This is a genomic window from Herbihabitans rhizosphaerae (assembly GCF_004216555.1).
GTDB lineage: Bacteria > Actinomycetota > Actinomycetes > Mycobacteriales > Pseudonocardiaceae > Herbihabitans > Herbihabitans rhizosphaerae.
On the sequence record NZ_SGWQ01000001.1, the window covers coordinates 60,443 to 84,382 of the forward strand.

General features: G+C 71.0%; 22 protein-coding genes. 6 read left to right on the forward strand and 16 right to left on the reverse strand.

Annotation, left to right across the window (positions count from 1 at the left end):
* Positions 1-27 precede the first annotated feature (27 nt).
* Positions 28-501, forward strand: coding sequence for a hypothetical protein (locus tag EV193_RS00290; RefSeq protein WP_130341902.1), 474 nt, complete (start codon positions 28-30; stop codon positions 499-501).
* Here the strand turns inward: EV193_RS00290 and nudC are convergent, their stop codons facing one another.
* From nudC to EV193_RS00310, 4 genes are read right to left on the reverse strand one after another with little or no spacing between them, the layout of a single operon-like run.
* Positions 502-1,419, reverse strand: a complete 918-nt coding sequence (gene nudC / locus EV193_RS00295) for an NAD(+) diphosphatase (protein WP_130341903.1) — start codon at positions 1,417-1,419, stop codon at positions 502-504.
* Positions 1,416-2,774, reverse strand: coding sequence for a M16 family metallopeptidase (locus tag EV193_RS00300; RefSeq protein ID WP_130341904.1), 1,359 nt, complete (start codon positions 2,772-2,774; stop codon positions 1,416-1,418). Before EV193_RS00300 ends, nudC begins: the two co-directional genes overlap by 4 nt.
* Complete coding sequence (locus EV193_RS00305) at positions 2,771-4,063, reverse strand: M16 family metallopeptidase (RefSeq protein WP_130341905.1); 1,293 nt, start codon at positions 4,061-4,063, stop codon at positions 2,771-2,773. The genes EV193_RS00300 and EV193_RS00305 overlap by 4 nt, the downstream gene beginning before the upstream one ends.
* 17 nt (positions 4,064-4,080) lie before the next feature.
* Positions 4,081-5,826 carry a DUF2207 domain-containing protein gene (locus EV193_RS00310; RefSeq protein WP_242613063.1) on the reverse strand — a complete coding sequence of 582 codons (1,746 nt, stop codon included), beginning with the start codon at positions 5,824-5,826 and terminating at the stop codon, positions 4,081-4,083.
* A 203-nt stretch (positions 5,827-6,029) separates the two neighbouring features.
* Here EV193_RS00310 and EV193_RS00315 point away from each other — a divergent pair, with 203 nt between their 5' ends.
* On the forward strand, positions 6,030-7,178 hold the full coding sequence (locus tag EV193_RS00315; RefSeq protein WP_130341907.1) for a neutral zinc metallopeptidase: 1,149 nt from the start codon (positions 6,030-6,032) through the stop codon (positions 7,176-7,178).
* A gap of 258 nt (positions 7,179-7,436) precedes the next feature.
* Entirely contained in the window at positions 7,437-8,522 is a 1,086-nt protein-coding gene (locus EV193_RS00320; RefSeq protein ID WP_165401154.1) for a neutral zinc metallopeptidase, read from the forward strand.
* A gap of 50 nt (positions 8,523-8,572) precedes the next feature.
* Here EV193_RS00320 and EV193_RS33600 read toward each other — a convergent pair whose 3' ends face one another.
* Positions 8,573-8,965, reverse strand: coding sequence for a hypothetical protein (locus EV193_RS33600; protein WP_207222519.1), 393 nt, complete (start codon positions 8,963-8,965; stop codon positions 8,573-8,575).
* A 185-nt stretch (positions 8,966-9,150) separates the two neighbouring features.
* Entirely contained in the window at positions 9,151-9,315 is a 165-nt protein-coding gene (locus EV193_RS33880) for a hypothetical protein (protein ID WP_242613064.1), read from the reverse strand.
* Between the two features lie 7 nt (positions 9,316-9,322).
* Between EV193_RS33880 and EV193_RS33885 the strand changes: the two genes are divergently transcribed.
* Positions 9,323-9,997 (forward strand): neutral zinc metallopeptidase, encoded by a 675-nt coding sequence (locus tag EV193_RS33885; RefSeq protein ID WP_242613065.1) that lies wholly within the window; start codon positions 9,323-9,325, stop codon positions 9,995-9,997.
* A 6-nt stretch (positions 9,998-10,003) separates the two neighbouring features.
* On the opposite strand, the gene EV193_RS00330 is transcribed toward EV193_RS33885, so the two are convergent.
* The 10 genes from EV193_RS00330 to EV193_RS00375 all read right to left on the reverse strand — a co-directional run bounded on the left by EV193_RS00330 (position 10,004) and on the right by EV193_RS00375 (position 22,752).
* Positions 10,004-10,444, reverse strand: coding sequence for a YbaB/EbfC family nucleoid-associated protein (locus EV193_RS00330; RefSeq protein ID WP_130341910.1), 441 nt, complete (start codon positions 10,442-10,444; stop codon positions 10,004-10,006).
* Positions 10,445-10,457: 13 nt separating this feature from the next.
* The gene (locus EV193_RS00335; RefSeq protein WP_130341911.1) at positions 10,458-11,372 is read right to left on the reverse strand and encodes a hypothetical protein; all 915 of its coding nucleotides are present in this window, start codon (positions 11,370-11,372) and stop codon (positions 10,458-10,460) included.
* An 11-nt stretch (positions 11,373-11,383) separates the two neighbouring features.
* Positions 11,384-11,713 (reverse strand): hypothetical protein, encoded by a 330-nt coding sequence (locus EV193_RS00340; RefSeq protein ID WP_130341912.1) that lies wholly within the window; start codon positions 11,711-11,713, stop codon positions 11,384-11,386.
* Between the two features lie 96 nt (positions 11,714-11,809).
* Positions 11,810-12,697, reverse strand: a complete 888-nt coding sequence (gene sigJ, locus EV193_RS00345) for an RNA polymerase sigma factor SigJ (RefSeq protein WP_207222443.1) — start codon at positions 12,695-12,697, stop codon at positions 11,810-11,812.
* Entirely contained in the window at positions 12,694-13,848 is a 1,155-nt protein-coding gene (locus EV193_RS00350; RefSeq protein WP_130341914.1) for an NAD(P)/FAD-dependent oxidoreductase, read from the reverse strand. Before EV193_RS00350 ends, sigJ begins: the two co-directional genes overlap by 4 nt.
* 62 nt (positions 13,849-13,910) lie before the next feature.
* Positions 13,911-14,906, reverse strand: a complete 996-nt coding sequence (locus tag EV193_RS00355) for a potassium channel family protein (RefSeq protein WP_130342814.1) — start codon at positions 14,904-14,906, stop codon at positions 13,911-13,913.
* Between the two features lie 193 nt (positions 14,907-15,099).
* On the reverse strand, positions 15,100-15,540 hold the full coding sequence (locus EV193_RS00360; RefSeq protein WP_130341915.1) for an RICIN domain-containing protein: 441 nt from the start codon (positions 15,538-15,540) through the stop codon (positions 15,100-15,102).
* Positions 15,541-15,568: 28 nt separating this feature from the next.
* Positions 15,569-18,841 (reverse strand): ATP-dependent helicase, encoded by a 3,273-nt coding sequence (locus EV193_RS00365; RefSeq protein WP_423202115.1) that lies wholly within the window; start codon positions 18,839-18,841, stop codon positions 15,569-15,571.
* The gene (locus tag EV193_RS33890; protein ID WP_165401155.1) at positions 18,838-19,257 is read right to left on the reverse strand and encodes a hypothetical protein; all 420 of its coding nucleotides are present in this window, start codon (positions 19,255-19,257) and stop codon (positions 18,838-18,840) included. Before EV193_RS33890 ends, EV193_RS00365 begins: the two co-directional genes overlap by 4 nt.
* 264 nt (positions 19,258-19,521) lie before the next feature.
* A complete protein-coding gene (locus EV193_RS00375; RefSeq protein ID WP_242613066.1) occupies positions 19,522-22,752 on the reverse strand; it encodes an ATP-dependent helicase in 3,231 nt (1,076 codons plus the stop codon).
* 14 nt (positions 22,753-22,766) lie between these two features.
* Here EV193_RS00375 and EV193_RS00380 point away from each other — a divergent pair, with 14 nt between their 5' ends.
* Positions 22,767-23,588: an alpha/beta fold hydrolase gene (locus EV193_RS00380; protein WP_130341916.1), complete on the forward strand. Its 822-nt coding sequence runs from the start codon at positions 22,767-22,769 to the stop codon at positions 23,586-23,588.
* 3 nt (positions 23,589-23,591) lie between these two features.
* The gene (locus EV193_RS00385) at positions 23,592-23,885 is read left to right on the forward strand and encodes an MGMT family protein (RefSeq protein WP_207222445.1); all 294 of its coding nucleotides are present in this window, start codon (positions 23,592-23,594) and stop codon (positions 23,883-23,885) included.
* The last annotated feature ends 55 nt before the right edge of the window (positions 23,886-23,940 follow it).

A 23,940-nucleotide genomic window follows, 5' to 3' on the forward strand; every position in this document is an offset into this window, starting at 1 on the left:
CCGCCCATGGGCCGGCGTTGAACAGCCATGTTGAAGGCGACACGTCGACCAGGCTGGTTCAAGATCAGCTACGACGTCGCCGAGGACGGTCGCCATGTCACGGTGCTCGCGGCGCGTGACCGGACCAGTTTCGCCTTCAGCGCCCACGCCATCCCGTACATCGCGGTCATGGTCACCCGCGCGGAATTCGCCCTGTACTGCCCACGTGGCATCGTCGCCAACGCGCGGCGGCAGTCGTGGCGCAGGTGGTTCGCGCAGACCTCGGCAGGAACGCTCGAGCTTGTCCGACCATCGCTCTTGCTCCAGACCTGGGAACTCCGCCAGGACGGCCGCGCGATCGCCGTGTTCGAAGCACAGGCGCACGGTGGTCCCTTACCCCACACCGCGACTGTGCCCGACTACATGCCATTGCACGAACGGCTGTTCCTCTTCTCCATGGTGCTCACGCTCTGGCTGCGGGCATCGCCAGCCTCCATCGCGGACCAGGTCATCAGCTCCTGATCACTCGGCGACCCACGCCTCCAGCATCCGGCCGGCGATCGACACCGGGCCGGGCACCCGCAGCGGACCGTCCTCGCCGGCCCCGAGCGCCTCACGCACCTCGGCGCGCGACACCCAGCGCGCGGTGGCGATCTCGCCTTCGGCCAGGGTGAGCGGCGCGGACCGATCGGCGTGCGCGGCGAAGCCGATCATCAGCGAACGCGGGAACGGGTGCGGCTGGCTGCCGAGGTACCGGATGTCGTGCACGGTCAGGCCGACCTCCTCGGCGATCTCCCGCGCCACGCACGCCTCCAGCGACTCGCCCGCCTCGACGAACCCGGCCAGCACCGACAACCAGTTCTCCGGCCACTGCGGCCCGCGCGCCAGCAGCACCTGCTCGCCGTTGGCGCCGACACCGTCGTGCACCAGGCAGATCACCGCCGGATCGGTGCGCGGGTACTCCTCGATCCCGCACCCGGGACACCGGGTCGCCCAGCCGGACCGGCCCACCTCGGTCGCGGTGCCGCACGCCGCGCAGAACCGGGACCGGCCGTGCCAGTTGGCCAACGCCGTGGCCGTCGCGACCAGGCCGACCTGCGTGTCGTCGAGCAGTACGCCGGTCTGCCGCAGCCCCAGCCACTCCTCACCGTCCACAGTGGACACTTCGTCGCGCGGGGAGGTGACCACCCAGTGCGCCACATCTCCGGCGAGCCCGAGGAACATCGCGCCGTCCACCGGCTTGTCGCCGAGGTCGGTCGCCGCACGGGAGGCCAGCGTCGCACCGCCGTCCCGCGCCAGGGCGTCGCCCTTCCGGTCGACCAGGATCACCCGGCCGGCCTGCCACAGCTCGGCAAGCCGCTCCTCGTCGTCCCGCAACTGATCAGCTCTGTCCACAGTGGACCGAGACAGCAGCGGCGGCTCGGTGAGCTCGAACCTCACGGCAGCACGACACCGCCGAGCCCACGCAGGCCGGACAGCTTGTCCGCGTCGCCGACGACCACGCCGGTGAACTTCGTCGGCGCGAAGAACTCCAGCGCCGCCTCGGCCACCTGCTCGCCGGTCACCGCGCGCAGCCGCTCCGGATGCGCGGCCAGCCAGCCGACGCCGAGCCCCAGCGGAGCCAGCGCGGCCAGGTGCGATGCGAGCCCGCCCTGCGAGGCCAGTCCGGTCAGCAGCGACCCGATCGCGTACTGCCGAACGGTGTCCACCTCGACCCCGTCCGGCGGCACCAGCCCGAGCCGGCCCAGCTCGTAGCGCATCTCCCAGAGTGCGGCGGCGGTCACCTCGCTCGCCGTGTCCGCGTCGATCAGCAGCGTCGCGCCGCTCGGCGTGAACTCCAGGTAGGACCGCGCGTGATACGTGTACCCCTTGTCCTCGCGGATGTTCTCCACCAGTCGCGAGGAGAAGAACCCGCCGAACGTGAGGTTCGCCAGTTGCAGCGCGGGGTACCGCGCGTCGGTGCGCGGCACCGCCTGCGCGGACAGCCGCAGCTGCGACTGGACCGCCCCCGGCCGCTGCACCACCAGCAGGTCGCCGCCGGCCACCTCGGGCAGCGCCGGCAGCTCGAGCGCCGACGCGTCGGACCGCCAGCCCGACAGCGCCGTGTCCACAGTGGACACGACGGCGTCCGGGTCGACGTCGCCGACCAGCACAAGCACGGATCCCTTGGGCAGCACGGCTTTCCGGTGCAGCGCGCGCACGTCATCCGCGACCACGGCCGCGACATCGGAGGCCTCGGGCATCTCGCGGGTGAACGGGTGATCGCCGTACCGCTGCTTCTGCAGCGCCTCCCGCGCGATCACGCTCGGCTGCGAGCGCGCCATCGCGATCCGCTCGACCAGACGGTCGCGCTCGCGGGCCACCTCGTCGGGCCGGTACGCCGCACCGGTGAGCGCGTCCGCGAGCACCTCCAGCAGGGTGTCCAGCCCGCTGGCCAGCACGCTGCCGCCGAGCGCCAGCCGCTCCGGGTCGACGTTCACGTCCAGCTCGGACCCGACCAGCGCCAGATCGGTGTCCACCGCGATCCGGTCCCGCCGCTCGGTCCCGGTCAACAGCGTCTCGGCCAGCACCTCGGACAGCGCCGAATGCCGGGAATCCGTGCCGGCGAAGGGAATCCGCAGCCGCAGCTCCACCATCGGCACGGTCGCCGCGCGCACCGCGATCACCCGCAGCCCGCTGCCCAACACGGTGTCCACATGGGACAGACCGGTCGGCGGGCGCTGCACGCCCAGCGGCGGCAGCGGCCTCGGGCCGGTCTCGGTACGCCCGATCTCCTCAGCGGTCCTGTGCGTCATGCGGCACCTCCAGCCGGCGTAATGGTCAGCACGGCGCGCGAGTCCGGGCGCAGCGACTTGGCCGCCACCGACACCGCCTCCGCGGTCACCGTCGACATCCGGCCCGGCAGTTCGTAGAGCAGTTCCGGCTTGCCGTACAACAACTCCGACGCGCCGAGCCCCAGCGTGCGGCTGGTGATCCGGTCGTGCTCCTTGTGCAGCATCGACGCCCAGCGCCCGGTCACCTTGGCCAGTTCCTCCGTGCTCGGCGGCTCGCCGGCCAGCTTGTCCAGCTCCTCGTCCAGCGCGCCGAGCACCCGCTCCGGCGTCACGTCCGGCGCGTGCACCGCGGTCACCGTGAAGGTGTCCGGGTCGCGCGCCTCGAACGGGCCGAACAGCCCGCAGCCCGCGCTCACGTCGGTCACCAGCGGCTCCCGGTGCACCAGCCGCTGCTGCAGCCGCGAACCGTCGCCGTCGGCCAGCACCGACGCCAGCACCAGGTGCGCCAGGTAGCCGTCCAGCTCCGACACCGGATCCGGCACCCGGTAGCCGACGGCGAGCGCCGGCAGCGGCGCGTGCGGGTCGGCGTGCTCGCCGCGCACCTCACCGGCCGGCGGCGGCTCGGCGAACGACGGCCGCTGCGGCACCGGTCGCGCCGGCACGTCCCCGAAGTGGCGCTCGATCAGCGCCATCGCGTTGTCCACGTCCAGGTCGCCGGCCACGGTGAGCACCGCGTTGCCCGGCGCGTAGTAGCTGTCGAAGAACGCGGCGCAGTCGTCCAGCGACGCCTGCTCCAGCTCGGTGAAGTCGCCGTAACCGTTGTGCGCGTTGGGAAAGGTCGTGTAGAGCACCGGCGGCAGCAGGATCCACGGGAACCCGCCGTAGGGCCGGTTCAGCACGTTGAGGCGGATCTCCTCCTTCACCACGTCGACCTGGTTGCGCAGGTTCTCCTCGGTGATCTTCGGCGCGCGCATCCGGTCCGCCTCGAGGAACAGCGCGCGCTCGAGACCGGCCGACGGCAGCACCTCGAAGTAGTCGGTGTAATCGGGGTGCGTCGACCCGTTGAAGGTGCCGCCCGAGGACTGCACGTGCCGGAAGTGGGCCAGCTTCTCCAGGCTCTCGCTGCCCTGGAACATCAGGTGCTCGAACAGGTGCGCGAACCCGGTGCGGCCCTCCGGCTCGGACCGGAAGCCCACGTCGTAGTGCACGCTCACACCGACAACGGGCGTCGTGGAATCCGGCGCGAGCACCACCCGCAAGCCGTTGGGCAGCGTGTACCGGTGCAGCCCGGCGTTCTGTGCGACGTTCATGAGGACGAGCCTACGGGTCACCTCTGCGAGCGGAGATGCCCACTTCCGGCGAGCACATCGGCGAGGCGACTCAGGAACTCGGGGAACGTGCGGGAGAACCGTTGCAGGTCGCGGCTTCGCTCCTCGTGCTCCGCCGTGCCGTACCAGTACAACCCGGGTGTTCCGTCCGCGGACGGATCGAGCTGGGCGAACCGGCCGAGCCAGTCCTCGGCCTGCCCGAGCACGATCGCGTACGGCAACGAGCGGGAGAACACCATCTCCCGGTCGGCGTCCGGCAGGTTCGCCGGGTCCGCGCCGTGGAGATAGTCACGCAGCCCGCGCACCTGCCCGACCAGCACGCTGCCCCGGTGCGTGCGCGCCGGGACGAACCGCGCGCCCAGCGCCAGCGCCACACCGCCGACCACGAGCGCGAGGCCGATCAGCGCGTGTCCGACCGTCACGGCCAGCACCAGCGTCGCGATCACGCCGAGCACCAGCAACCCCACGCCGATCCAGGACCACCTGCTGCGCTCGGTGTCCGGGCGGCGGGCGAACCAGTGCCGCTCGACCACGTCGGCGTACATCGCGGTACGCACCGTCTCCAGGGTGACCGTGCGATCGGCCAGCTCGGACAGCCGCGCCGAGTCCACGCCGTCGGGCAGCAGCGTCTGGTACACGGCACGCTCGTAGCCGGTGAGCGCGTCGTCGGCCGGATTGCGCCGCATCAGGTGCCAGTCCAGGCCGTTCTCGGTCTGCTCCTCGGCGATCCACAGGTAGTTGCGCACGGCGAGGTCGACGACCGTGGCGCTCACGTCCGCCACGTCGACGTGCTCGTCGACCACGGTGCCGATCTGGCCGGGCAGCACGCCGTCCGGCGATGCGAACGCCACCCGGTCGCCGTCGCGCAGCAGCACCTCGACCGGGCCGACATCGGTGGCCAGCGCCTTCGCGTCCCGCCCGCGCACGAACCACAGCAGCGCGAACCCGCCGACCAGCAGCAGGGTCAGCCCGCCGAGGCCGATGCCGCTGACCGGGGTGAACGCGAACGCGCTCGCCACGGTCTTGTTCTCCTCGAACCGCGCGTTCACCGGGACCGTGTCGACCATGTCGCCGGTCTCCGAGGTGCGCTTGGCCGGCAGGCCGACGGCGAGGTCGATCCGCTCGCCGGGCGGCAGATCGCCGTGCCGCACCCGCAGCACCTGGCCGTGGTCGGTCTGCGCCATGCCGCACCGGGTCTGCGAGCCGAGCGCGCCGGCGAGGCAATCCACCCGAACCGGGGCCTCCGGCGCGCTGAAACCCGCGCGCAGCACGGGGATCTTGGTGTCCCAGCCGCTGGTCAACTGCCAGCGCACCTCGAGCTCTTCGCCGACGGCGGCCACCGCGCCGTCCACCTTGTAGGTGATCTCGGAGGTGCCCTCGCCGACCTCGATGATCAGCTCGTCGTTCTCGACCCGCGCGTCGCCGTTGCCGTTCACGTAGGCGTCGTGCACGCCGAACACGCGGTCACGGTCCTCGCCGGCACTGATGCGCAGCGGCGAGCGGCGCGCCATCTTCTTGCCGGGGTCGAGGAAGATCGACTCGCGGACGGACAGCGTGCCGTCCAGTTCCACCTTCAGCCGGATGTCGATCGCGCCGGACGGGCGGTCGTTGGGCGTCGGCTGTCCGGCGGAGGGTTGCTCCGCCACGACGGCTTCTGGCGCCAGGACCGGCACGTCCGGCGTGGGCTGCGCGGCGAGGAAACCCGCGCCCGCCAGGACGGGCAGGACCACCCACTTGGTCAACACGCCTGCGGACAATAGCCCACAGGTTCTACAGTCATGCAGCGTTCCGGGTTATCGGGTGGACCGCAGGGGGACGGGGCATGACACAACCGCCGAGGGGACCGTACGGGCCGAACGGGCCGTGGCCGCCGCACGGCCGACCAGGACCACCGCCGGGCGCCGCCCCGCGCCCGCTTCCTCCGCCGCGGCCGACACACCAGATGCCGGTGCCACCGCCACACCGTCCACCGACCGGTCCGATGCGGCACCCCGGCCCGCCGACCGGTCCCTATCCGATGCCGCATCGCGGTGCTCCCCCGCCACCGCCGTGGGCGGCCCGAGGTCCGCACCCGCCGTTCCGTTACGGCCCGCCACCGCGCAAGACGGGCAGCGGACCGGTCGTGGCGATCGTGCTCGTCGCGCTGCTGGTACTCGGCGCCGGCATCGTGGGCGTGTTCTTGCTGACCGACAAGGACAACGACGACAAGAACCGCGTCGCCGACAGCGGATACACCGGCTACACGACCACCTCCGCGAGCGAGACCACGACGCGGGCGACGAGCAGCACCACGACCACGAGGTCGATCAGCTCCACCTCGGCGACCTCGCGCACGACGGCCTCGTCCACGAGCAGGTCCACGCAGACCGCCCCGGCCGGCCCCCGCCCGGTCCACAAACTGGCCGACCATCCGCTGCACGCCAACGTCGGCCTGCCCGCCACCTCGTGCGACCTGCCGCGCTGGGTGAGCAATCCGGCCGCGTCGCAGACGTTCTTCCGCGCCGCGGTGCAGTGCCTCAACCAGGCGTGGGCACCGGTGCTGAACCAGGCCAACCTGCCGTTCGAGCCGCCGGGGCTGGAGTTCCCGACGGGCACGGTGTGGCGCAGCCCGTGCAAGGGTTCGAGCACGGCTGCCACCGCGGCGGCGTTCTACTGCAGCGTGAACAACACGATCTACATGCCGTTCGAGGGGCTCGGCGTGGACCGGGGTCCGCGCGTCGGCTGGTTCCTCCTCGTGTTCGCGCACGAGTACGGCCACCACGTCCAGTCGCTCACCGGCATCGCCAAGGCCTCGCACAACGCGCGATACGACGCGGGCGACGGCTCGGCGAAGGAGTTGGAGCTGTCCCGCCGGCACGAGTTGCAGGCCGAGTGCTTCGCCGGGATGTGGTTCGCCTCGTCGTACAAGCGCGGCTCGGTCGACCAGCGCATCGTGGACGAGGCGCTGGAGTCCTCGGCCAGGAGCGGTGACCGGGAGGGCGGGCCGCGTACGCACGGCACGTCCCAGAACACCGGCGCGTGGTCCAACCAGGGGCTCACCAAGAACCGCACGTTCCAGTGCAACACCTGGAGCGTGAACGGGAACTCCGTGTCGTGACCCGATACCGGGAACCCTCCGGCTCGCCGGATCGTCCTGGAACATGACGGATACGAGGGTTCCGGGGAGCCGCCGATGACGCAGCCGCCGCACGGCCGGCAAGGCGGTGACGGCCGGGTGTGGCCGGACCGCCGGCCACCCGGCGGGCCGCCGCGCCCCCAGCACGGGCCACACCACGGACCCCAACACGGACCACAGCCGGGTCCGCGCCCGTTCCCGGGCCACCCGACACCGACTCACCCGCCACACGGCCACCCGATGACACGCGGGCCGATGGCGCCACCGCGCCGGCCGGGTCCGCCGATGCCGCATCCGCCCCACGGTCGCCCGCTCCCGCCGCCTCGGGCCGCGACGACCACCACGCTCCGCGCGGTCCGCCCGGACATGTCTCCGCCGACCGTGGTGATCCCGGCCGTTCGCCAGCCGTGGACGTATTCGCAGCCGTACCCGCTGCCGGCGCCCCGAAAATCGGGTAAACCGATCACCACGATCGTCCTCACGTCCATTCTGTTGCTCTGTGCGGGAATCGTCGCGATCGCCACCATCACCAACAACCGGAACCGATCGAACGACGCCGGTTACGCCGGCTATTCGAACTCCCCCAATCCCGACCCGGAATCGACCGGCACTCAACCGGGCGACCCGCGCGCGGTCGCCAAGCTCGCGGACAACCCGCTGCACCGCGACACCCCGCTGCCCACCATCCGGTGCGATCTTCCGCGCTGGCAAAGCAATCCCGAGGCGGCCGCCGAGTTCTTCCGCGCCGCGCTGCCGTGTGTCAACGCGGCGTGGGAGCCGGTCATGCGGGCCGCCGGGCTGCCGTTCACCCCACCCACGCTCAAGTTCGACTACGAAAGCGGGTGCACCAGAGGCACGAGCGGAAACAAGTCGGCGTTCTATTGCGGGCGCGACAAATCGCTGCACATGCCGTTCGCCGGATTGGAGACGCAGACCTGGGGAAACGAGTCCGGCGCGTACCTGAGCATTTTCGCGCACGAGTACGGGCATCACATCCAGGCGCTGAGCGGAATCGCGGCCGCGTCGCACAAGGCGGAGTACGAGGCCGGTGAGGGCACCGCGGGCGCGCAGGAGGTGGCCCGCCGGCACGAACTGCAGGCGGACTGCTTCGCCGGCATGTTCTTCGCCGCCACGCTCGGCAAAGGCATCGATCAGACGATGGTCAACTCGGCGATCAAGATCAGGGGCGATCGGGGCGACAATCCGCGCGGCCCGCGCGACCACGGATCCAGCCGCAACCGCAAGGCGTGGACGAACCAGGGCGTCAGCAAGAACAATGCCTCCCAGTGCAATACCTGGGCCGCGAACGAGGACGCGGTCGGGTAGGCCGATGGGGTGACATCCATACGAGTGAGCCGACCCGTTAAGGTGCGCAATCACGCTCGGCTGATCATCGAGTCGCTTTCGCTGATCACCGGGCCGGGGCGGATGACGAGAGACCGGGGATCGACGTTATGACCCAACCACCGTGGCCGCCCGGTCGCCCGCGCGGCCCTGTGCCGCCGCCTCCGGGAGCCCACCGACAGCCACCGCCGGCACACTGGCGCCCACCGCAGGGGCAGCCACAAGGTCAGCAGCCACAGGGCCGGCCGCCGCAAGGGCAGCCACCACAGGGGCACCCGCGGCAGGGCCGGCCACCGCAGGGACAGCAGCCCGGCCCGCGCGGACCCGTGCCGCCCGGACAGCAGCCGCCGCACGCCGGCCCACCCCAGGGACAGCCACCGCAGGGGCGACCGCTGCCGCCGGGCGCGCCGCAGTTCCCGCAGCAACCACCCGGAAACTGGGCCCAGCCGCCCTTTCCCCCGTATCCGATTCGCCGGAAGAGCAACAGCGGGCCGATTCTCGCGGTGGTCCTGTCCGCACTTCTGATCGTCGGCGCCGGTGTCGTCGGAATCATCGCGATGAACGACGACGACGATCAGAAGAATCGCGCCCAGGACACCGGGTATTCGAGTTACGAGACGACGTCGAGGCGAACGACGACCAGCACCACGACAACGACAACAACGACGACGACCTCGCGCACCACCACGACCACCACCTCGTCGCGGACCAGCAGCTCCACCCCGACGTCCACCACCCCGGCCGGGCCGCGGCCGGTGCTGCGCCTCGGCGACAACCCGCTCATGGTGAACGGGCGCGGCCTACCCGCCGTGACCTGCGCGCTTCCCCGGTTCGGTACCGACGTCGGCACGCAGCAGGCGTACTTCGTCGCCGCGATCCACTGCCTCGACCAGGCCTGGGCGCCGGTGCTGCAGGCGGCCGGCCTGCCGCACACGAGCCCGCGACTGGTCATGGTCACCGGCAGCGTGAACTCCGACTGCGGCACTCGGCGGGGCACCGAGACCGCCATGTACTGCGGCCAGGAGAACACCATCTACTGGACGTACCCGAAGTACTCGGAATTCGGCATGAAATCGGGTGTCCACCTGGGACAGTTGGCCCACGAGTATGGTCATCACGTGCAGAACATGAGCGGAATCAACAAGGCGTACTGGAATCAGCGGTACGCCGTGGACTCCGATTCCGCGCGCGGGTTGGAATTGTCCCGGCGATCCGAACTCCAGGCCACCTGCTTCGGCGGAATGGCACTCGGCGCACTCGGCGGCCGGGGCGGGGTCAGCCGTCAGATGGTCAACGACGGCCTGGCCGACTCCGGCAACCGAGGCGACTGGCCGCAGTACCCGCTACGCGATCACGGCGCGCCCCGCCTCAACAAGACCTGGGTCGACTGGGGCTACTCCAAGAACCACTCCGGCGCGTGCAACACCTGGACCGCCGGGTCCAACATGGTCGCCTGAGCGCGGTCACCAGTTCTGTTCGTCGAACACGGCCGACGGCTCGTCCCCACCGGTCGCGCGGCGGCGAGGCACATCGGGCTCGGCGGCCGGCGCCGGCCCCAGCGCGTCCAGCGGCAATCGCTTGGTGAACCCGGCGTCCTCCAGTCCCTTGTGGACCGAACGCACTTCGGTCCGCGCCTTCTCGGCCGCCTGCCGCACGACCTCGACGATCACATCGGACAGCGAGGCTCTCGGCAGGCGCGCGGTTCGGTCGTCCAGGCGCAGCGCGGTGAGCGTGCCCCACGGGTCCACCGTCGCCCGCACTGATCCGTCCAGGGAGGAGGCCTCCCCGGAGACAGCGCCGATCCGCTGCTCGGCCTCCACGAACGCCTTGTCCCTCGCCTCCGCCCGCGCGAGGAGCCGCATCGACCGCCGCTCGAGTTCGTTCGGTGACTGAGGTGCCGACATCGCGAACTCCTCTTTAGTTCGGTGCGTCCGATCGATTCCCGAGGTCCTCCTCGGTGATATCCATCTTCGGCGGTCGGGGAACGGCCTTGATGATCTCGCCGAGTTCCGGACTGACTGTTTCGGAGATTCCCGTCGTCACGTCGCCCTGTACCGACGCGACCGCCTCGAGATACTGGTCGCCGATTTTATAGGGGTCGGTACCGCCGATCGCGTTGCTCGCGGTGGTTCCAGCCGTGGAAATCGCGGTCTTGAGTACTTCTGTCATCAGGAGTTTCGAGAACGCTTGAGTCGCCGCGGTTCCTATCGCCGAGGCGCCCAATGTCACCGCGGCGGTCGCGACCCCGACGATCGCCGTGATGATGACGCTGAGGAGCGCCGCCTCATCGGCCTCCTCCTCGTCGATGAACGCCTGGATCGCCCTGTCGATGATGTCGTTGAGCGACCGGCGCGCACCCTCGACCATTCCGAGGTACGCGGTCATGCACTCGGCCAGCCGCAACGTGACCTTCGCCTGGTCCTCCATGTAGTTCTGGAACCGTGTCGCGAGATCACCGACCGCCAGCGCGGCGTCACCGGACCACCCTTTGTGCATCGCGGCGATGCCGTTGGTGAGCTCCGGAATGCAGTCCATCGTATGCCCGGACCCGTAGACCATGGTGTCGTGGGATTTCTCGATCAGCTCCCGGCTCGGCGGGAGAACGAAGCGCAGACAGTCGAAGAAGTCATCGAAGACGTGATTCGATCCTGGTGCTCCCGGAATCGTGCCATCGGACGGCTCCATTCGGTAGTACCGCTTGATCCAGAAACCGAGAAGCCATGCGTTGGGGAACACCTCGTGCAACTCGCCGATCCTCTTGACGATCTCGTCCTTTTCCTCCTTCAGCCACGGCAATTCGTCAGCGACGTCCGGGTCGAACTTCTCAGCCATTCCGTCCCCAGTCATCGTCCAAGCCGGCGGAAGGTATCGCCGTGCTTCTGCTCCTGCGCCCGGTACTCGTCGACGGCCAACTGCAGGAATTCGCGAAACTGGCACATGGCGGCGACGCCCGCGCGCTGGTTTTCCAGGATCTTGGCGTGTGCCAGGCTGAACTCCGCGAGCATGGCGACCGAGGCGGCGAGGTCGACGGGCGGGAGCACCTTCTCGAGACCATCGCCGGTCGCGCTCTTGATCTCGTCACTGGCCCGCGTGAGCAGGCGAATCATCGGGTCGATGACCTCGCGAATACCGCGTTCGACGAGGTCCGGATCAATCCAGTAGTCGACTGCCATGAAGCCCCCCAGCTCCGAGCGCCAACGGCGCATGTGTCGTAGAACACACCGTAGCGACACCGGTGCGGCGCTGGGAGTGTTTTCGCGACTTTCCACCTACCGCCAGCTCGCGGCGAGCGCGGTCAGCTTGTCCGGGTTGCCGACGAAGTTCGCGCGCGCGATCAGACTTGTCTCAGGGTCGACCTCCAGCACGGCCACCGCGTACGGCGCGCCGTCCAGCACGAACACCGCCGCCGGCCCGCCGTTGACCTCGCGATACTCGACCTCGGTACCGGCGGGGATGTCCGGACTGATCGCGACCATCAGCCGCGCGACCCGCTCGTAGCCGCGCACGATCCGCTTCGGCGCGCGCACCTGACCACCGCTGTCGCCCACGAACTCCACGTCGGGGGCGAGCATGGCGAGCAGCGCCGCGATGTCGCCGGTCATCGTCGCGTCCAGGAACCGCCGGGTGACCGCTGCCCGCACGTCGTCGTCCGCGTCGAACCGGGGCTGCCGCGCCCGCACGTGCTCGCGCGCGCGATGCCCGAGCTGGCGCACCGCCGTCGCCGACCGCCCGAGGGTCTCGGCGATCTCGCCGTAGGCCATGCCGAACGCCTCGCGCAGCACGAACACCGCGCGCTCCAGCGGCGACAGCGTCTCCAGCACGACCAGCAGCGCCACCGATACCGACTCGGCCGTCGCCGCGTCGTCCACCACTCCTTCGGCCACGTCCGGCCCGGTGAGCAGCGGCTCGGGCAGCCACGGCCCGACGTAGGTCTCCCGCCGGGCCCGCGCGCGCCGCAACTGGTCGAGCGAGGCACGCGCCGCGATCCTGGTCAGGTAGGCGCGCGGATCGTCCACAGTGGACCGATCCGCGCGGTCCCAGCGCAGCCAGGTCTCCTGCACCACGTCCTCGGCCTCACTCGCGGTGCCCAGCATCCGATACGCGACGCCGAACACCGCGCCGCGATGCCGCTGGAACACCTCGGTGTGCTCGTTCACAACGTCGGGCGCCCCAAATAAGGGCCGGGGTGGCGAACCGTCCAGGCCGCCAGTCGGCACACCATTTCCTTGTACCACGCGGCTTTCCGGCCACCCAGCATCGCGCGTTTCGGGCTCTCGTCGGCGCCGTTGACGTACTGGACCAGACCGCGCTTGCGTCCGATGCTGACGCACTGCTGGATGTAGCGGAACCGGAACTCCTTCGGCTCCCGCCCGGCCAGCCGCGCCGCGATCACGTCCGCGACGTACGGACTGGTGAACCCGCCAGAACGGCAGCCGTACGCGAGTTCGTCGCCCCATTCGCCCCGCACGGCCGCCGCGTCGCCCACCCCGTACACCTCCGGGTGCGAGACCGACCGCAGCGTCGTGTCGACCACGATCCGCCCGTTCCGGTTGACCTCCAACCCGGCCCGTTCGGCGATCGGCGGCACGGTGAAACCGCCGCACCACACGACCATGTCGGCATCGACCCGTTCGCCGTCGTCGAGCAGCACGCCGTCCGCGTCGATCTTGGCCACCGGCGCGTTCGGGGTGACCAGCACGCCGAGACGGTCGAACTGTTCGCACAGGTAGCGGCGGGCGCGCGGGGACAGCCAATCGCCGGGCTCGCCCTTGGTGATCACCCGCACGGTCAGCCCGTCGTAGGTCTCGGCCAGCTCGGTGGACGCCTCGATGCCGGTGAGCCCACCGCCGCACACCACGACCGTGCCGCCGCGCTCGGCGATCGACCGCAGCCGCATCGCGATGCCGGCAGCGGAGGCCGGATCGGACAGCGTCACCGCGTGCTCGGCCACGCCCGGCACCGCGTACTTGTCGATCATGCTGCCGAGCGCGTACACCAGCGTGTCGTAGCCGATCTCAGGCTGGCCCTGGACCGCGACCGTCCGCGCGTCCGGATCGATGCCGGTGACCATGCCGACCCGCACGTCGATGCCGCTGCCGTCGAGCACGTCCACCAGCGGGTGCACGCCGACGGGCTGTCCGGCGGCGATCTGGTGCAGCCTGATCCGCTCCACGAAGTCCGGCCCCGCGTTGACCAGCGTGACCGACACGCCGGCCTTGGATCCCCTGTGCGCCAACCGATGCGCGGTCACCAGCCCGGCGTACCCGCCGCCCAGGACCACCACCCGGTGCCCCTCCACGTTCGTCATGTCTCCTCCTCGGATCGCTCCACCGTCACCAAGGAGACGGGGGCACCCTCAAAGGTGTGACATCACCGGTCCGACGCGGGGGTCACTTTCTTCACGTACAGCAGCTTGTCGCCGGCCTCGACGGCGTCCGCCTCGGGGTGGTCGACCCGGTACAGCGTCCCGTCGCGCACCACGCCCAGCACGATGTCGGTGAGGTGCCGCGGCGACCCGCCGACCTCGGACTGCTCGACCTCGCGCTCGGCGATCGCCAGACCGGCCTCGGGCGTGAGCAGGTCCTCCACCATGTCCACCACGGTCGGTGTCTTGGTGGCCATGCCGAGCAGCCGGCCGGCCGTCTCGCTGGACACCACCACCGAGCTGGCGCCGGACTGGCGCAGCAGGTGCACGTTCTCGGCTTCCCGGACCGACGCGACAATCTGCGCACTCGGGTTCAGCTCACGCGCGGTCAGGGTGATCAGCACGGCGGCGTCGTCCCGGTTGGACGCGACGACGATCGCCGTCGCGTTCGGCACGCCGGCCACCCGCAGCACGTCCGAGCGGGTGCCGGAGCCGTGCACGGTCACCAGCCCGAGCGCGGACGCCGAGTCGAGCATGTTCTGGTCGGTGTCCACGACCACGATCTGCTCGGGTTTGCGCCCGTCGGACAGCAGCGTGCTGATCGCGGAGCGGCCCTTGGTGCCGTACCCGATGACGACCACGTGGTCCCGCACCTTCGACCTCCACCGTTGAATCTTGAATGCCTGTCGTGATCGTTCGGTCAGCACCGCGAGGGTGGTGCCGACCAGCACGATGAGGAACAGCACTCGGAGCGGCGTGATCACCAGGACGTTGACCAGGCGCGCGGTCTCGCTGACCGGCGTGATGTCGCCGTATCCCGTGGTCGACAGCGAGACGGTCGCGTAGTAGATCGAGTCGAGCAGCGAGACGCCGTCGCCGTTGTTGTCCCGGTAGCCGCCTCGGTCCAGGTACACCAGCATGACGGCGGCGAACAGCGCGAACACCGCGTACAGCACGCGCCGCACGATCGAGGTGACCGGGCTGACGGTCGTCTCCGGCATCCGGATCACTCCGACCAGGGAGTGATCCGGGCGGTCGGTGAGCTGGTCGACCGGCGACTTCGGACGGATCACGGGCGCAGCGTAGCCCAGCCGCGTGCGCGAACGCGCGAGTCCCGCGCTCAGACACCCCGAGTCCCGCGCTGTGCACCGTGCAGGGCGCGGGACTCACCGGTGCAGGGCGCGGGACTCGCGGTCAGTCGATGCGCTTGAGGAACCGCCACTGTTGGTTCGGGCCGCCGTGCTCGTCCCACTGGATGATCTGCGCGCCGTTATCCCTGGAGCCGCGGGCCACGTCGAGCACCTTGCCGGAATGCTTGGCGCGCAACAGGAACACCCCGCCGCCCACTTCCTCCGCAGCGAAGCACTGGTTCGGCCCGCCGTGCCAGTCCCACTGGATCACCCGCGCGCCGCTGTCCACCGATCCGCCCGCGATGTCGAGCACCTTCCCCGAGTGCTGCGCCATGATCCGGAACAGCCCGCTGCTCAACTTCTGCAACCGGAACAACTGGTTGCCCGCGTCGTTGACCGTCGTCCACTGGTGGACGATCGCGCCGGACTCCACCGACCCGTCCGCGACGTCCAGCACCTTCCCCGAATGCTGCGATCCGATCCGGCCGAAACCGTCGAATTTCATGTCGCCCTCCCATCCCCGTGGAAGGAATCTAGGCGCTCGAAACGCCTCGCAGCAGGGCACGAAGACCCTCTCCGTCCAGCAGATCCGCCGGCGAGACGGTCCGGTTGTGCCGCACGTAGTGGAACGCGGCGCGCACCTTGTCCAACGGAGTTTCCGACAGCGCCGCCCAGGCCAACCGATATGCCGCGAGCTGCACCGCCAACGCCGGCATCGCGTCGGACGACGGCACCCGGCCGGTCTTCCAGTCGACCACGGTCCAGCCGCCGTCCTCGTCGCGGAACACCGCGTCCATCCGCCCGCGCACGGCGATCCCGTCGATCTCGGTGGAGAACGGCACCTCCACCTCGTGCGGCACCCGGTTCGCCCACACGCTGGCCAGGAACGCCTCGCGCAGCACGTCCAGCGAATCGTCCGGTGTCGCACCGGCATCGGCCGCACCGGGCAGCTCGTCCAGGTCAAGCAGGCGGGTCGCGCCGAACCACTTCTCCAGCCAGGTGTGGAACGCGGTTCCCCTGCGCGCCACCGCGTTCGGCGGGAACGGCAGCGGCCGCCGCAGCCGCCGGGCCAGCGCGTCCGGGTCGCCGGCGAGCTCGACGAGTTGGCTCACCGACAGCGACTCGGGCAGGTCGACGTGCTCGATCCGGTTCAGTGCCGCGGCCCGCTCGGCGAGCAGCACGTCGGTGTCGCGCACCCAGCCCTGCTCGTCGTCGGCGTCGTCCACCTCGAACAGGCGCAGGTCGCCGTCCGGCAGCGCGCCAAGTTCCTCGAGCACCATGGCCGCGCCCTCGGCCACCGCCAGCCGTCGCTCGCCGAGCGGGTCGACCGGCCAGGAGGTGGTCCGATTCCTTGCCAGCAAAGGGTTCTCCGCGTCCTCGGCCGGCTCCTCGGCCCAGTGCTCCACGAGGTCCACAGTGGACAGATAGGTGCCGAGCGCGGTGAGGAACTCCGACGGCCCGCGCGGCTTCGACCCGGTCCGCCCCCACCAGTGGCCGGACACGAGAAGGCTGCGTTCGGCCCGGGTGACCGCCACGTAGCACAGCCGCCGTTCCTCGACCCGCTGCCGCTCGCCGAAGTCGTCGTTGTGCTCCTTCAGCGTCTCCTCGATCTCCTTGCGATCGGCGCCGTCGGGCAGGTGCAGCCTCGGCAGGTCGATCGCGTCGCCGCGCAGCTCGGCCGGCAGCTCGGTGACCGCGCGCAGCCAGCACGACGACTGCCTTCGGCTCGGGAAGACGTCGCTGACCAGGTGCGGGACCGCCACGATCTGCCACTCCAGGCCCTTGGCGGAGTGCACGGTGAGCACCTGCACGCGGTCCTCGGCGACCTCGACCTCGCCGGGTTCCAGCCCGTCCTCGGCGCTCTCCGCGGCGGCCAGGTAGTCCAGCAGCGAGCGCAGCGTCGCCGACGGGCTCGCCGTCGCGTAGTCCGCGACCACGTCGGCGAACGCGTCCAGATGTGCCCGTCGCGCGCCGCCCGGCCGCGCACTCGCCTCGATGTCCAGCAGCATGGTGCGCTCGACGTCGGCGACCAGTTCGGGCAGCGGCTGGTGCAGGCGTCGCCGCAGCGCGCCCAGCTCCGCGGCCAGCGAGCGGACCCGGCGGTAGCCGTCCGGCGAGTACCGCTCGGCCGGGCCGGGATCGTCCAGCGCGTCGACGAGTCCGGCCTGCTCGGCGCCCTCGCCCGGGGTCGCGTCGGCCATGATCTCCTCGACGCTGGCTCGCTCCCCGGCCGCGCGCCGGTTCGGCACACCGGCGAGTTCGGCCGCCCGCCGCCACAGCCCGGCCAGGTCGGGCGCGGCGAGCCGCCAGCGGGATCCGGCCAGCAGGCGCATCGCCGCGGTGCCGGCGAGCGGGTCGACCAGCACCCGCAGCGTGCTGACCAGATCGCGGATCTCCGGCTCGTCCAACAGTCCGCCGAGCCCGACCACCTCGACCGGAAGGCCGCGTTTGCGCAGCGCGGCGGCGATGTCGGCCATGTCGGCGCGGCGACGCACCAGCACTGCGGCAGTCGGCGGGCGGCCGGTCTCGCTCTGGACGTCGTGCCAGCGGGACGCGAGCGAGTCGGCCATCCAGTCGACTTCCTCGTTGACGTCGGACAGCAGCGCGCACCGGATGTCGCCGGGCGGTGCGCCGGCGCGCGCCCGCAGCTCGTCCACGTCCATGCCGGCCTCGCGCAGCGGCTGCGACAGCGCGTTGGCCAGCTCCAGCACCTCGGGCGGATTGCGGAAACTGGTGAGCAGCCCGTAGCGCTCGGCCGGTGACAGCTTTCCCTTGTCCCGCTTGGGAAAGTCGGTGGTGAATCGGGGCAGGTTGGCCGCACTGGCGCCACGCCAGCCGTAGATCGCCTGGGCCGGGTCGCCGACCGCGGTGACCGGCAGCTTCGTCTCTTGTGGACTGTCCACTCCGAACAGTGAGCGGAGCAGGACGCGCTGCGCGTGCCCGGTGTCCTGGTACTCGTCGAGCAGCACGGCGCCGTAGCGCTCGCGTTCGCCGCGCGCCACCTCCGGGTGCTCGGACGCCAGCCGCGCGGCCATGGCCATCTGGTCGGCGAAGTCCACCGCTCCTTCGCGCCGCTTGCGCTCGCCGTATGCCTCCACGAGTGGCAGCATCGCGGTGCGGAGTTGTTGTGCGGCAATGACTTCACGGAGATACACGGTCATGTCGGAACGCTGCTTCGGACCGCGCGGCGCCGCCTCGATCAGCGAGCACAACGCCTCGGCGTGCCGAACCAGCGCGTCCGGATCGACCAGGTGCTCGTTCAGCTCGCCGGACAGTTGCAGCAGGTACTTGGTGATCGTCATCGGGACGCGATCGGTGTCCAGGTCCTCGGTCCAGGTGGACACCACGCGGTGCGCGAGCTGCCAGGACGCGGTCTCGGTGAGTACCCGCGCGCCCGGCTCGACGGGCAGCCGCAGCCCGTGCTCGGCCACGATCCGGCCGGCGTAGGCGTGGTAAGTCAACACGGTCGGCTCGCCGGTGACGACGGCGGCCCGAATCTCGCCACCCGGGTCAACCCTGTCGAGCAGCTGTGACCCGGCCAGCCGGCGCAGCCGCGCGCGGATCCGGTCGGCGAGCTGGCGCGCGGCCTTGCGGGTGAACGTGAGGCCCAGAACCCGTTCTGGCACAACGATTCCGTTGGCCACCAGCCACACGACGCGGGCCGCCATGGTCTCCGTCTTGCCAGCGCCCGCACCCGCGACGACCAGTGCGGGTTCCACCGGCGACGCGATCACCGCCGCCTGCTCGTCCGTCGGCGGCGGCAACCCGAGCGCGTCCGCGATCTCCGCGGGACTGACCAGAGTCACACGCGCTCCAACGCATCGGAGGTGATGCACACACCCCGCTTGCGGAACGATGCCGGCGACTCGACAAGTGCCCGGGGGTGCATTCCGCGCAATTCGGTGACAAACCACCACGGGAGCGCCTCGCGCGCCGGGTCGCTCGCCCATCTCGGCACCGGCCACCCATCGTGCCGAGCCAGATGCTCGGCGAGTGCCGCGAACGCCGCGTCCGCGCGTAGGTCGCCCACCGGTTCGGGTGCATCCCTCCACATGGCGCTGGCCGCGTCGATTCCCTTGTGCCGCAACACGCTTCGATAGTCATCGAGCATCTGCACTACGGCGAATCGCCAGACGTCGCGAAGCCGTTCGTTCCCAGCGATCAACTGTGCCGCGACATTTCCCGCGTCACTCACCGCCCGGAACGAACTGAGCACGCCCACGCCTCGTACGGTACCCCGACCAACTTGGACCACCCCACTGCGAAACGCACTCGCACAGCCGAACGACGAGGTGCCACCCGAAGCTTGACAATCACACCAGCACCCGTCCGCGTACTTTAGCCCGCTAAAGTACACAGGCCACGGAGAAAACCCAGGTCAGCCGAGATCAACAGGGGCTCCGAAACGTGAGGGTGGTCCACGTAAGGCCGTGCGCGGTGTTGCGGTCACACTCACGAACCGACGCGGATCGGTTGTATACGACTGTCACTCGGGTACCTGGCGGCCGGTGGGGTGCAGGGGGCAGCTGGTGCGCGCGGGGCAGCGGTCGCAGTCGGAGTTCTCCCGGGCGGCGTATTCGGGGCCGGCGCTGGACGCGGCGGCGTCGCGCACGACGTCCAGCCACATCCGTCCCGTGTCGGCGTCCAGCGGCGGCTGCACCCGCTCGGCCGCACCCGTCTTCTTGTCCTTCTTGGACACGTACAGCAATCGCGCGCCGCCCGGCTGCTGATCCAGCCCGAGCGACGTGAACGCGCCGTAGGCCGCCGCCAATTGGTACACCGCGAGCTGCGGGTGCGCCTCGGCGTCCTTCTTGGTCACCGGCGACTTGCCGGACTTGATGTCCACGACCACCGGCCGACCGTCCGCGTCGCGCTCCAGCCGGTCCACCCGCCCACGCAGGGTCACCGGCGGATCAGTTGGCAGCTCAACGGAAACGTCCCGCTCGATGTCCACTTGGGACAGTTCACCGCGCGAGGAGGCAAGCCACGACGTGAACGTCTCCAGCATCGCGTAGATCCGCTGCTTCTCCCGCCGAGAAAACCACGGCGCACCGGCGTCCACCGCCGCCCACGCCTTGTCCAGCTCGACCCGCAGCACCTCGGCGTCCGCGCCCTCGGCCGCCGCCTGCGCCAGCGCGTGCACCAACATGCCGGTGACCGACGGCAGCTCGGCCGGGTCCGCTCCCCCGTGCCGCTCGATCATCCAGCGCAGCGGGCACTTCGCCAGAACCTCCACTGTGGACGGTGACACGGCGATCGGTGCGTCCAGCGCGCGCAGCGCCTCCACACTCGACGCGTCCACCAATCCGTACCACTCGTCCGGGTGCGCACCCGGCACCCCGGCGTCGGCCAGCCGCGCGAGCTGCCGCGCCGCGAGCCGCCGCCGCGCCGGATCGGCCTTGCCGTCGCATGCCGCCCGCCGCAGGTCCCCCACCAGATCGGCGAGCACCAGCGCGCGTCCGGGCCGCGCCACCGCGATCCGGTCCGCGAGATCGTCACCCGCTTCGGCGCCCGCCAGTTCGTCGAGGAACCGGGACGGCTGCTCCTCCTCGCCCCGCACCGCGCTGACCAGCAGCCGCCGCCGCGCCCGGCTCGCCGCGACCAGCAGCAACCGGCGCTCCTCGGCGAGCAGCGGCGCGGTCTGCGACACGGCGGTCAGCGGTCCACTGTCCACTCCGGACAGATCGTCCACGAGTTGCTCGACGCCGAGCAGCGTGCCGCGCAGCCGCAGGTCCGGCCAGCTGCCCTCCTGCACGCCCGGCACGGCCACGACCGTCCACTCGCGACCGGCCGCCGCGTGCGCGGTGAGCAGTGCGACGGCGTCACCGGTGGGCGCGGACTGGGCCAGCGAGTCGCCCGCGATGTGTTGTGCGGCAAGGTAATCGGCGAATCCGGCGACGCTGGTGCCGGGCAGCCGGTCGACGTAGCGCTCGGCCGCGTGGAACAGCGCCACCACCGCGTCCAGGTCGCGATCGGCCTTCGCGCCGAGCGGCCCGCCGCGCGCGGACTGTGCCACCCACCGCCGCTCCAGCCCGCTGGCCTGCCACACCCGCCAGAGCACCATCTCCACGCCGGCACCGTCGGCGATCGCCTCGCGGGCGGTGCGCAGCAGGTCGACCAGCCGCCGCGCGGGCCCCGCCTCGGAGTCCGCCAAGGCCACCAGTTTGTCCTCTGTGGACAGAACTTCGACGAGCAGCTCGTCGCTGGGCCGATCGCCGCCGGCGGCCAGCTCCAGCCGCCGCAGGCCGCGTCGCAGCCGGCGCAAAGCGATCGGGTCGGCGCCGCCGAGCGGAGAGGTCAGCAGCATCGCCGCGGTCGACGCGTCCACAGTGGACGGTTCGGCGGCGCAGCGCAGCAATTCGAGCAGCGGGCGCACGGAGGGTTGGCGTGCAAGCGGAAGCTCGTCGTCCGGGATCGCGACCGGCACCCCGGCGGCGGCCAGCGCGCGGTGCAACACGGGGATCGACCGGTTCGCCGAGCGCACCAGTACGGCCATATCCGACCACGGCACCTCGTCGAACAAGTGCGCCCGCCGGAGCTGGTCGGCCACCCACGCCGCCTCGGCCGCGGGCGACGGGTGCAGGTGCAGCGCGACCGCTCCCGGCGGCCCGTCGGTGTCGTCCCGGGTGAGCACCCGGCCGGCCCCCGAACCGGGCAGCCGGGCGGCGAGCCGCTGGACGGCGGTCTGGATCTCCGGCCGCATCCGGTGCGACACGCCCAGCACCACGGTGTGCTCGCCGGCCGGGTCCGCGTCGGCGAGCAGGGAAGGGTCCGCGCCCCGGAACGAGAACACCGCTTGGTCGGGATCCCCCGCCAGGGTGAACTCCTCCGCGCCTTCGCCGAGCGCCACCAAAAGCCTGTACTGCAACGGATCCAGGTGCTGCGCGTCGTCCACGAACAGGTGCCGCACGCGCGCCCGCTCGGTGGCCAGCAGCCGCTCGTCGGTGGCGAACGCGAGCAGCGCGGAGGCGACCAGCTCGGCGGCGTCCAGCGCGGGTGCCGCCGCCTGTGCCGCCGCGCTCTGGCCGGCGCCCTGCAGCAGCGTCACCTCCTCGTACTGCCGCCAGAACACGCCGGCGGCCACCCACTCGTCGCGCTTGCGCCGTTTGCCCAGCTTGACCAGGTCCTCCGGCCCGAGCCCCCGTTCGGCCGCGCGCAGCAGCAGGTCGCGCACCTCGGCGGCGAACCCGGGCAGCGGGAGCGCCGCACGCAGCCGGCTCGGCCAGTCCCCGGCGTCCCCATCAAGACCACCGTCCAGGTCACCGGCCAGCAGGTCGCGGATCATCGTGTCCTGCTCGGGGCCGGACAGCAGGCGCGGACTCGGCTCGCCGTTCAGCGTCGCCTGCGAGCGGAGCACGGCGAACGCGTAGGAGTGCACGGTGCGCACCAGCGGCTCGCGCACCGTGCGCGGCAGGCTCCCGGCGGGGGCGTCGGTCGAGGTCAGCAGCGCGGTGATGCGCGCGCGCATGGCGACGGCGGCGCGCCGGGAGTGGGTGAGCACCAGAACGTTCTCCGGATCGGCGCCACCGTGCAGGATCCGCTCCGCGGCCACCTCGGCGAGCAGCGTGGTCTTGCCGCTGCCGGGACCACCGAGCACACGGGTGAACGGCCGCCCGCCGGACAGCACCGCCTCGGCCGCGTCGTCCCACCGGGGACGCGCGCGCCGTGCCGGTTTCCGCCGCACCAGCTGGGGCGCCGGGGTCGTGTTCGGGCCCACGCTGCGATGGAACCATGCCGGTACGACGAGAACCTGACCGACCCGCCAATGGATGCGATGATTCTGGTGTGCCCCAACCCCTGCATGTTCACGAATACGGCCGCGCTGACGGTGAGGTGTTACTCCTACTGCACGGCGTGCACGGACACGGTGCGCGCTGGCGGCGGCTCGCCGAGTCCCGGTTGACCGATTTCCGCGTACTGGCACCGGATCTGCGCGGCCACGGCCAGTCGCCTAAGGAACCGCCGTGGACCCTGGAGCAGCACGCGGCCGACCTGCTCGCGGTGATCGAGTCACAATCGGCCGATCGGGTGACAGTGGTGGGTCACTCGTTCGGCGGAGTCGTCGCGGTGCACCTCGCTTTGCTTGCCCCGCAACGGGTTTCCGGCCTGGTGCTGCTCGATCCGGCGATCCATGTGCCGGCGTCGGACGCGCTGAAGAACGCCGAGGGCGCCTGGCGCTCGTTCGCCACCCGGGAGGAGGCGGCCGCCGAGCAGCGCGGGAGCTGGCCGGACGTGGCCGATGAGGTGATCGAGGACGAGTTGGACGCCAACCTGGTGCGCGACGGTGACGCGTGGCGGCCGAGGTACAGCCCGGCGGCGATGGCTGGCGCGTGGAGCGAGATGTGCCGGGCGCCCGCGCTGCCGCCGCAGGGTGTGCGCACGCTGCTGGTGCCGGCGCTGCGGGAGGAGTTCGTGCCGCCGGAGTACGTGCGGGCGTGCCGCTACGCTCTGGGCGACGACTTCGAGGCGGCCGGCCTGAACTGCGGTCACATGCAGTATCTGGAGCGGCCGGACGACGTCGCCGAGTTGATCGTGTCGTTCGCCGGGGGCTGAGACGTGAACGAGGAGATGCTGGAGCGGGTGCGCGAGATCGTCGCGTCGATCCCGCCGGGCAAGGTGGCGACCTACGGTGACATCGCGGCCATGGCGGGCGCGTCGACTCCCCGGTTGATCGGGCGGATCCTGGCCGAGGACGGCCACGACATCCCCTGGTACCGGGTGCTCCGCGCGAACGGCACGCCGGCACCGCACATCGCCCGCCGTCAGCTCGAACTGCTGCGCACGGAAGGCGTGCTGGCCGACCGCGACAAGATCAACTTGCGCACCTACCGGTGGCACCCCAACGTGTGATCCACGCGGTGAAAGGGATCTGAAAGCCGCGCTCGCTACCGTCGCTGTCACCTGA

Excerpts from the sequence above, each read along its gene's own strand:
- EV193_RS00360 (WP_130341915.1), bottom strand. The coding sequence starts at position 15,540 with ATGAAATTCGACGGTTTCGGCCGGATCGGATCGCAGCATTCGGGGAAG.
- EV193_RS00305 (WP_130341905.1), bottom strand. The coding sequence starts at position 4,063 with ATGAACGTCGCACAGAACGCCGGGCTGCACCGGTACACGCTGCCCAAC.
- EV193_RS00330 (WP_130341910.1), bottom strand. The coding sequence starts at position 10,444 with ATGTCGGCACCTCAGTCACCGAACGAACTCGAGCGGCGGTCGATGCGG.
- EV193_RS33885 (WP_242613065.1), top strand. The coding sequence starts at position 9,323 with ATGGTGAACGGGCGCGGCCTACCCGCCGTGACCTGCGCGCTTCCCCGG.
- EV193_RS00350 (WP_130341914.1), bottom strand. The coding sequence starts at position 13,848 with ATGACGAACGTGGAGGGGCACCGGGTGGTGGTCCTGGGCGGCGGGTAC.
- EV193_RS00340 (WP_130341912.1), bottom strand. The coding sequence starts at position 11,713 with ATGGCAGTCGACTACTGGATTGATCCGGACCTCGTCGAACGCGGTATT.
- EV193_RS00355 (WP_130342814.1), bottom strand. The coding sequence starts at position 14,906 with ATGCCGGAGACGACCGTCAGCCCGGTCACCTCGATCGTGCGGCGCGTG.
- EV193_RS00320 (WP_165401154.1), top strand. The coding sequence starts at position 7,437 with ATGACACGCGGGCCGATGGCGCCACCGCGCCGGCCGGGTCCGCCGATG.
- EV193_RS00290 (WP_130341902.1), top strand. The coding sequence starts at position 28 with ATGTTGAAGGCGACACGTCGACCAGGCTGGTTCAAGATCAGCTACGAC.
- EV193_RS00300 (WP_130341904.1), bottom strand. The coding sequence starts at position 2,774 with ATGACGCACAGGACCGCTGAGGAGATCGGGCGTACCGAGACCGGCCCG.
- EV193_RS00335 (WP_130341911.1), bottom strand. The coding sequence starts at position 11,372 with ATGGCTGAGAAGTTCGACCCGGACGTCGCTGACGAATTGCCGTGGCTG.
- EV193_RS00380 (WP_130341916.1), top strand. The coding sequence starts at position 22,767 with ATGCCGGTACGACGAGAACCTGACCGACCCGCCAATGGATGCGATGAT.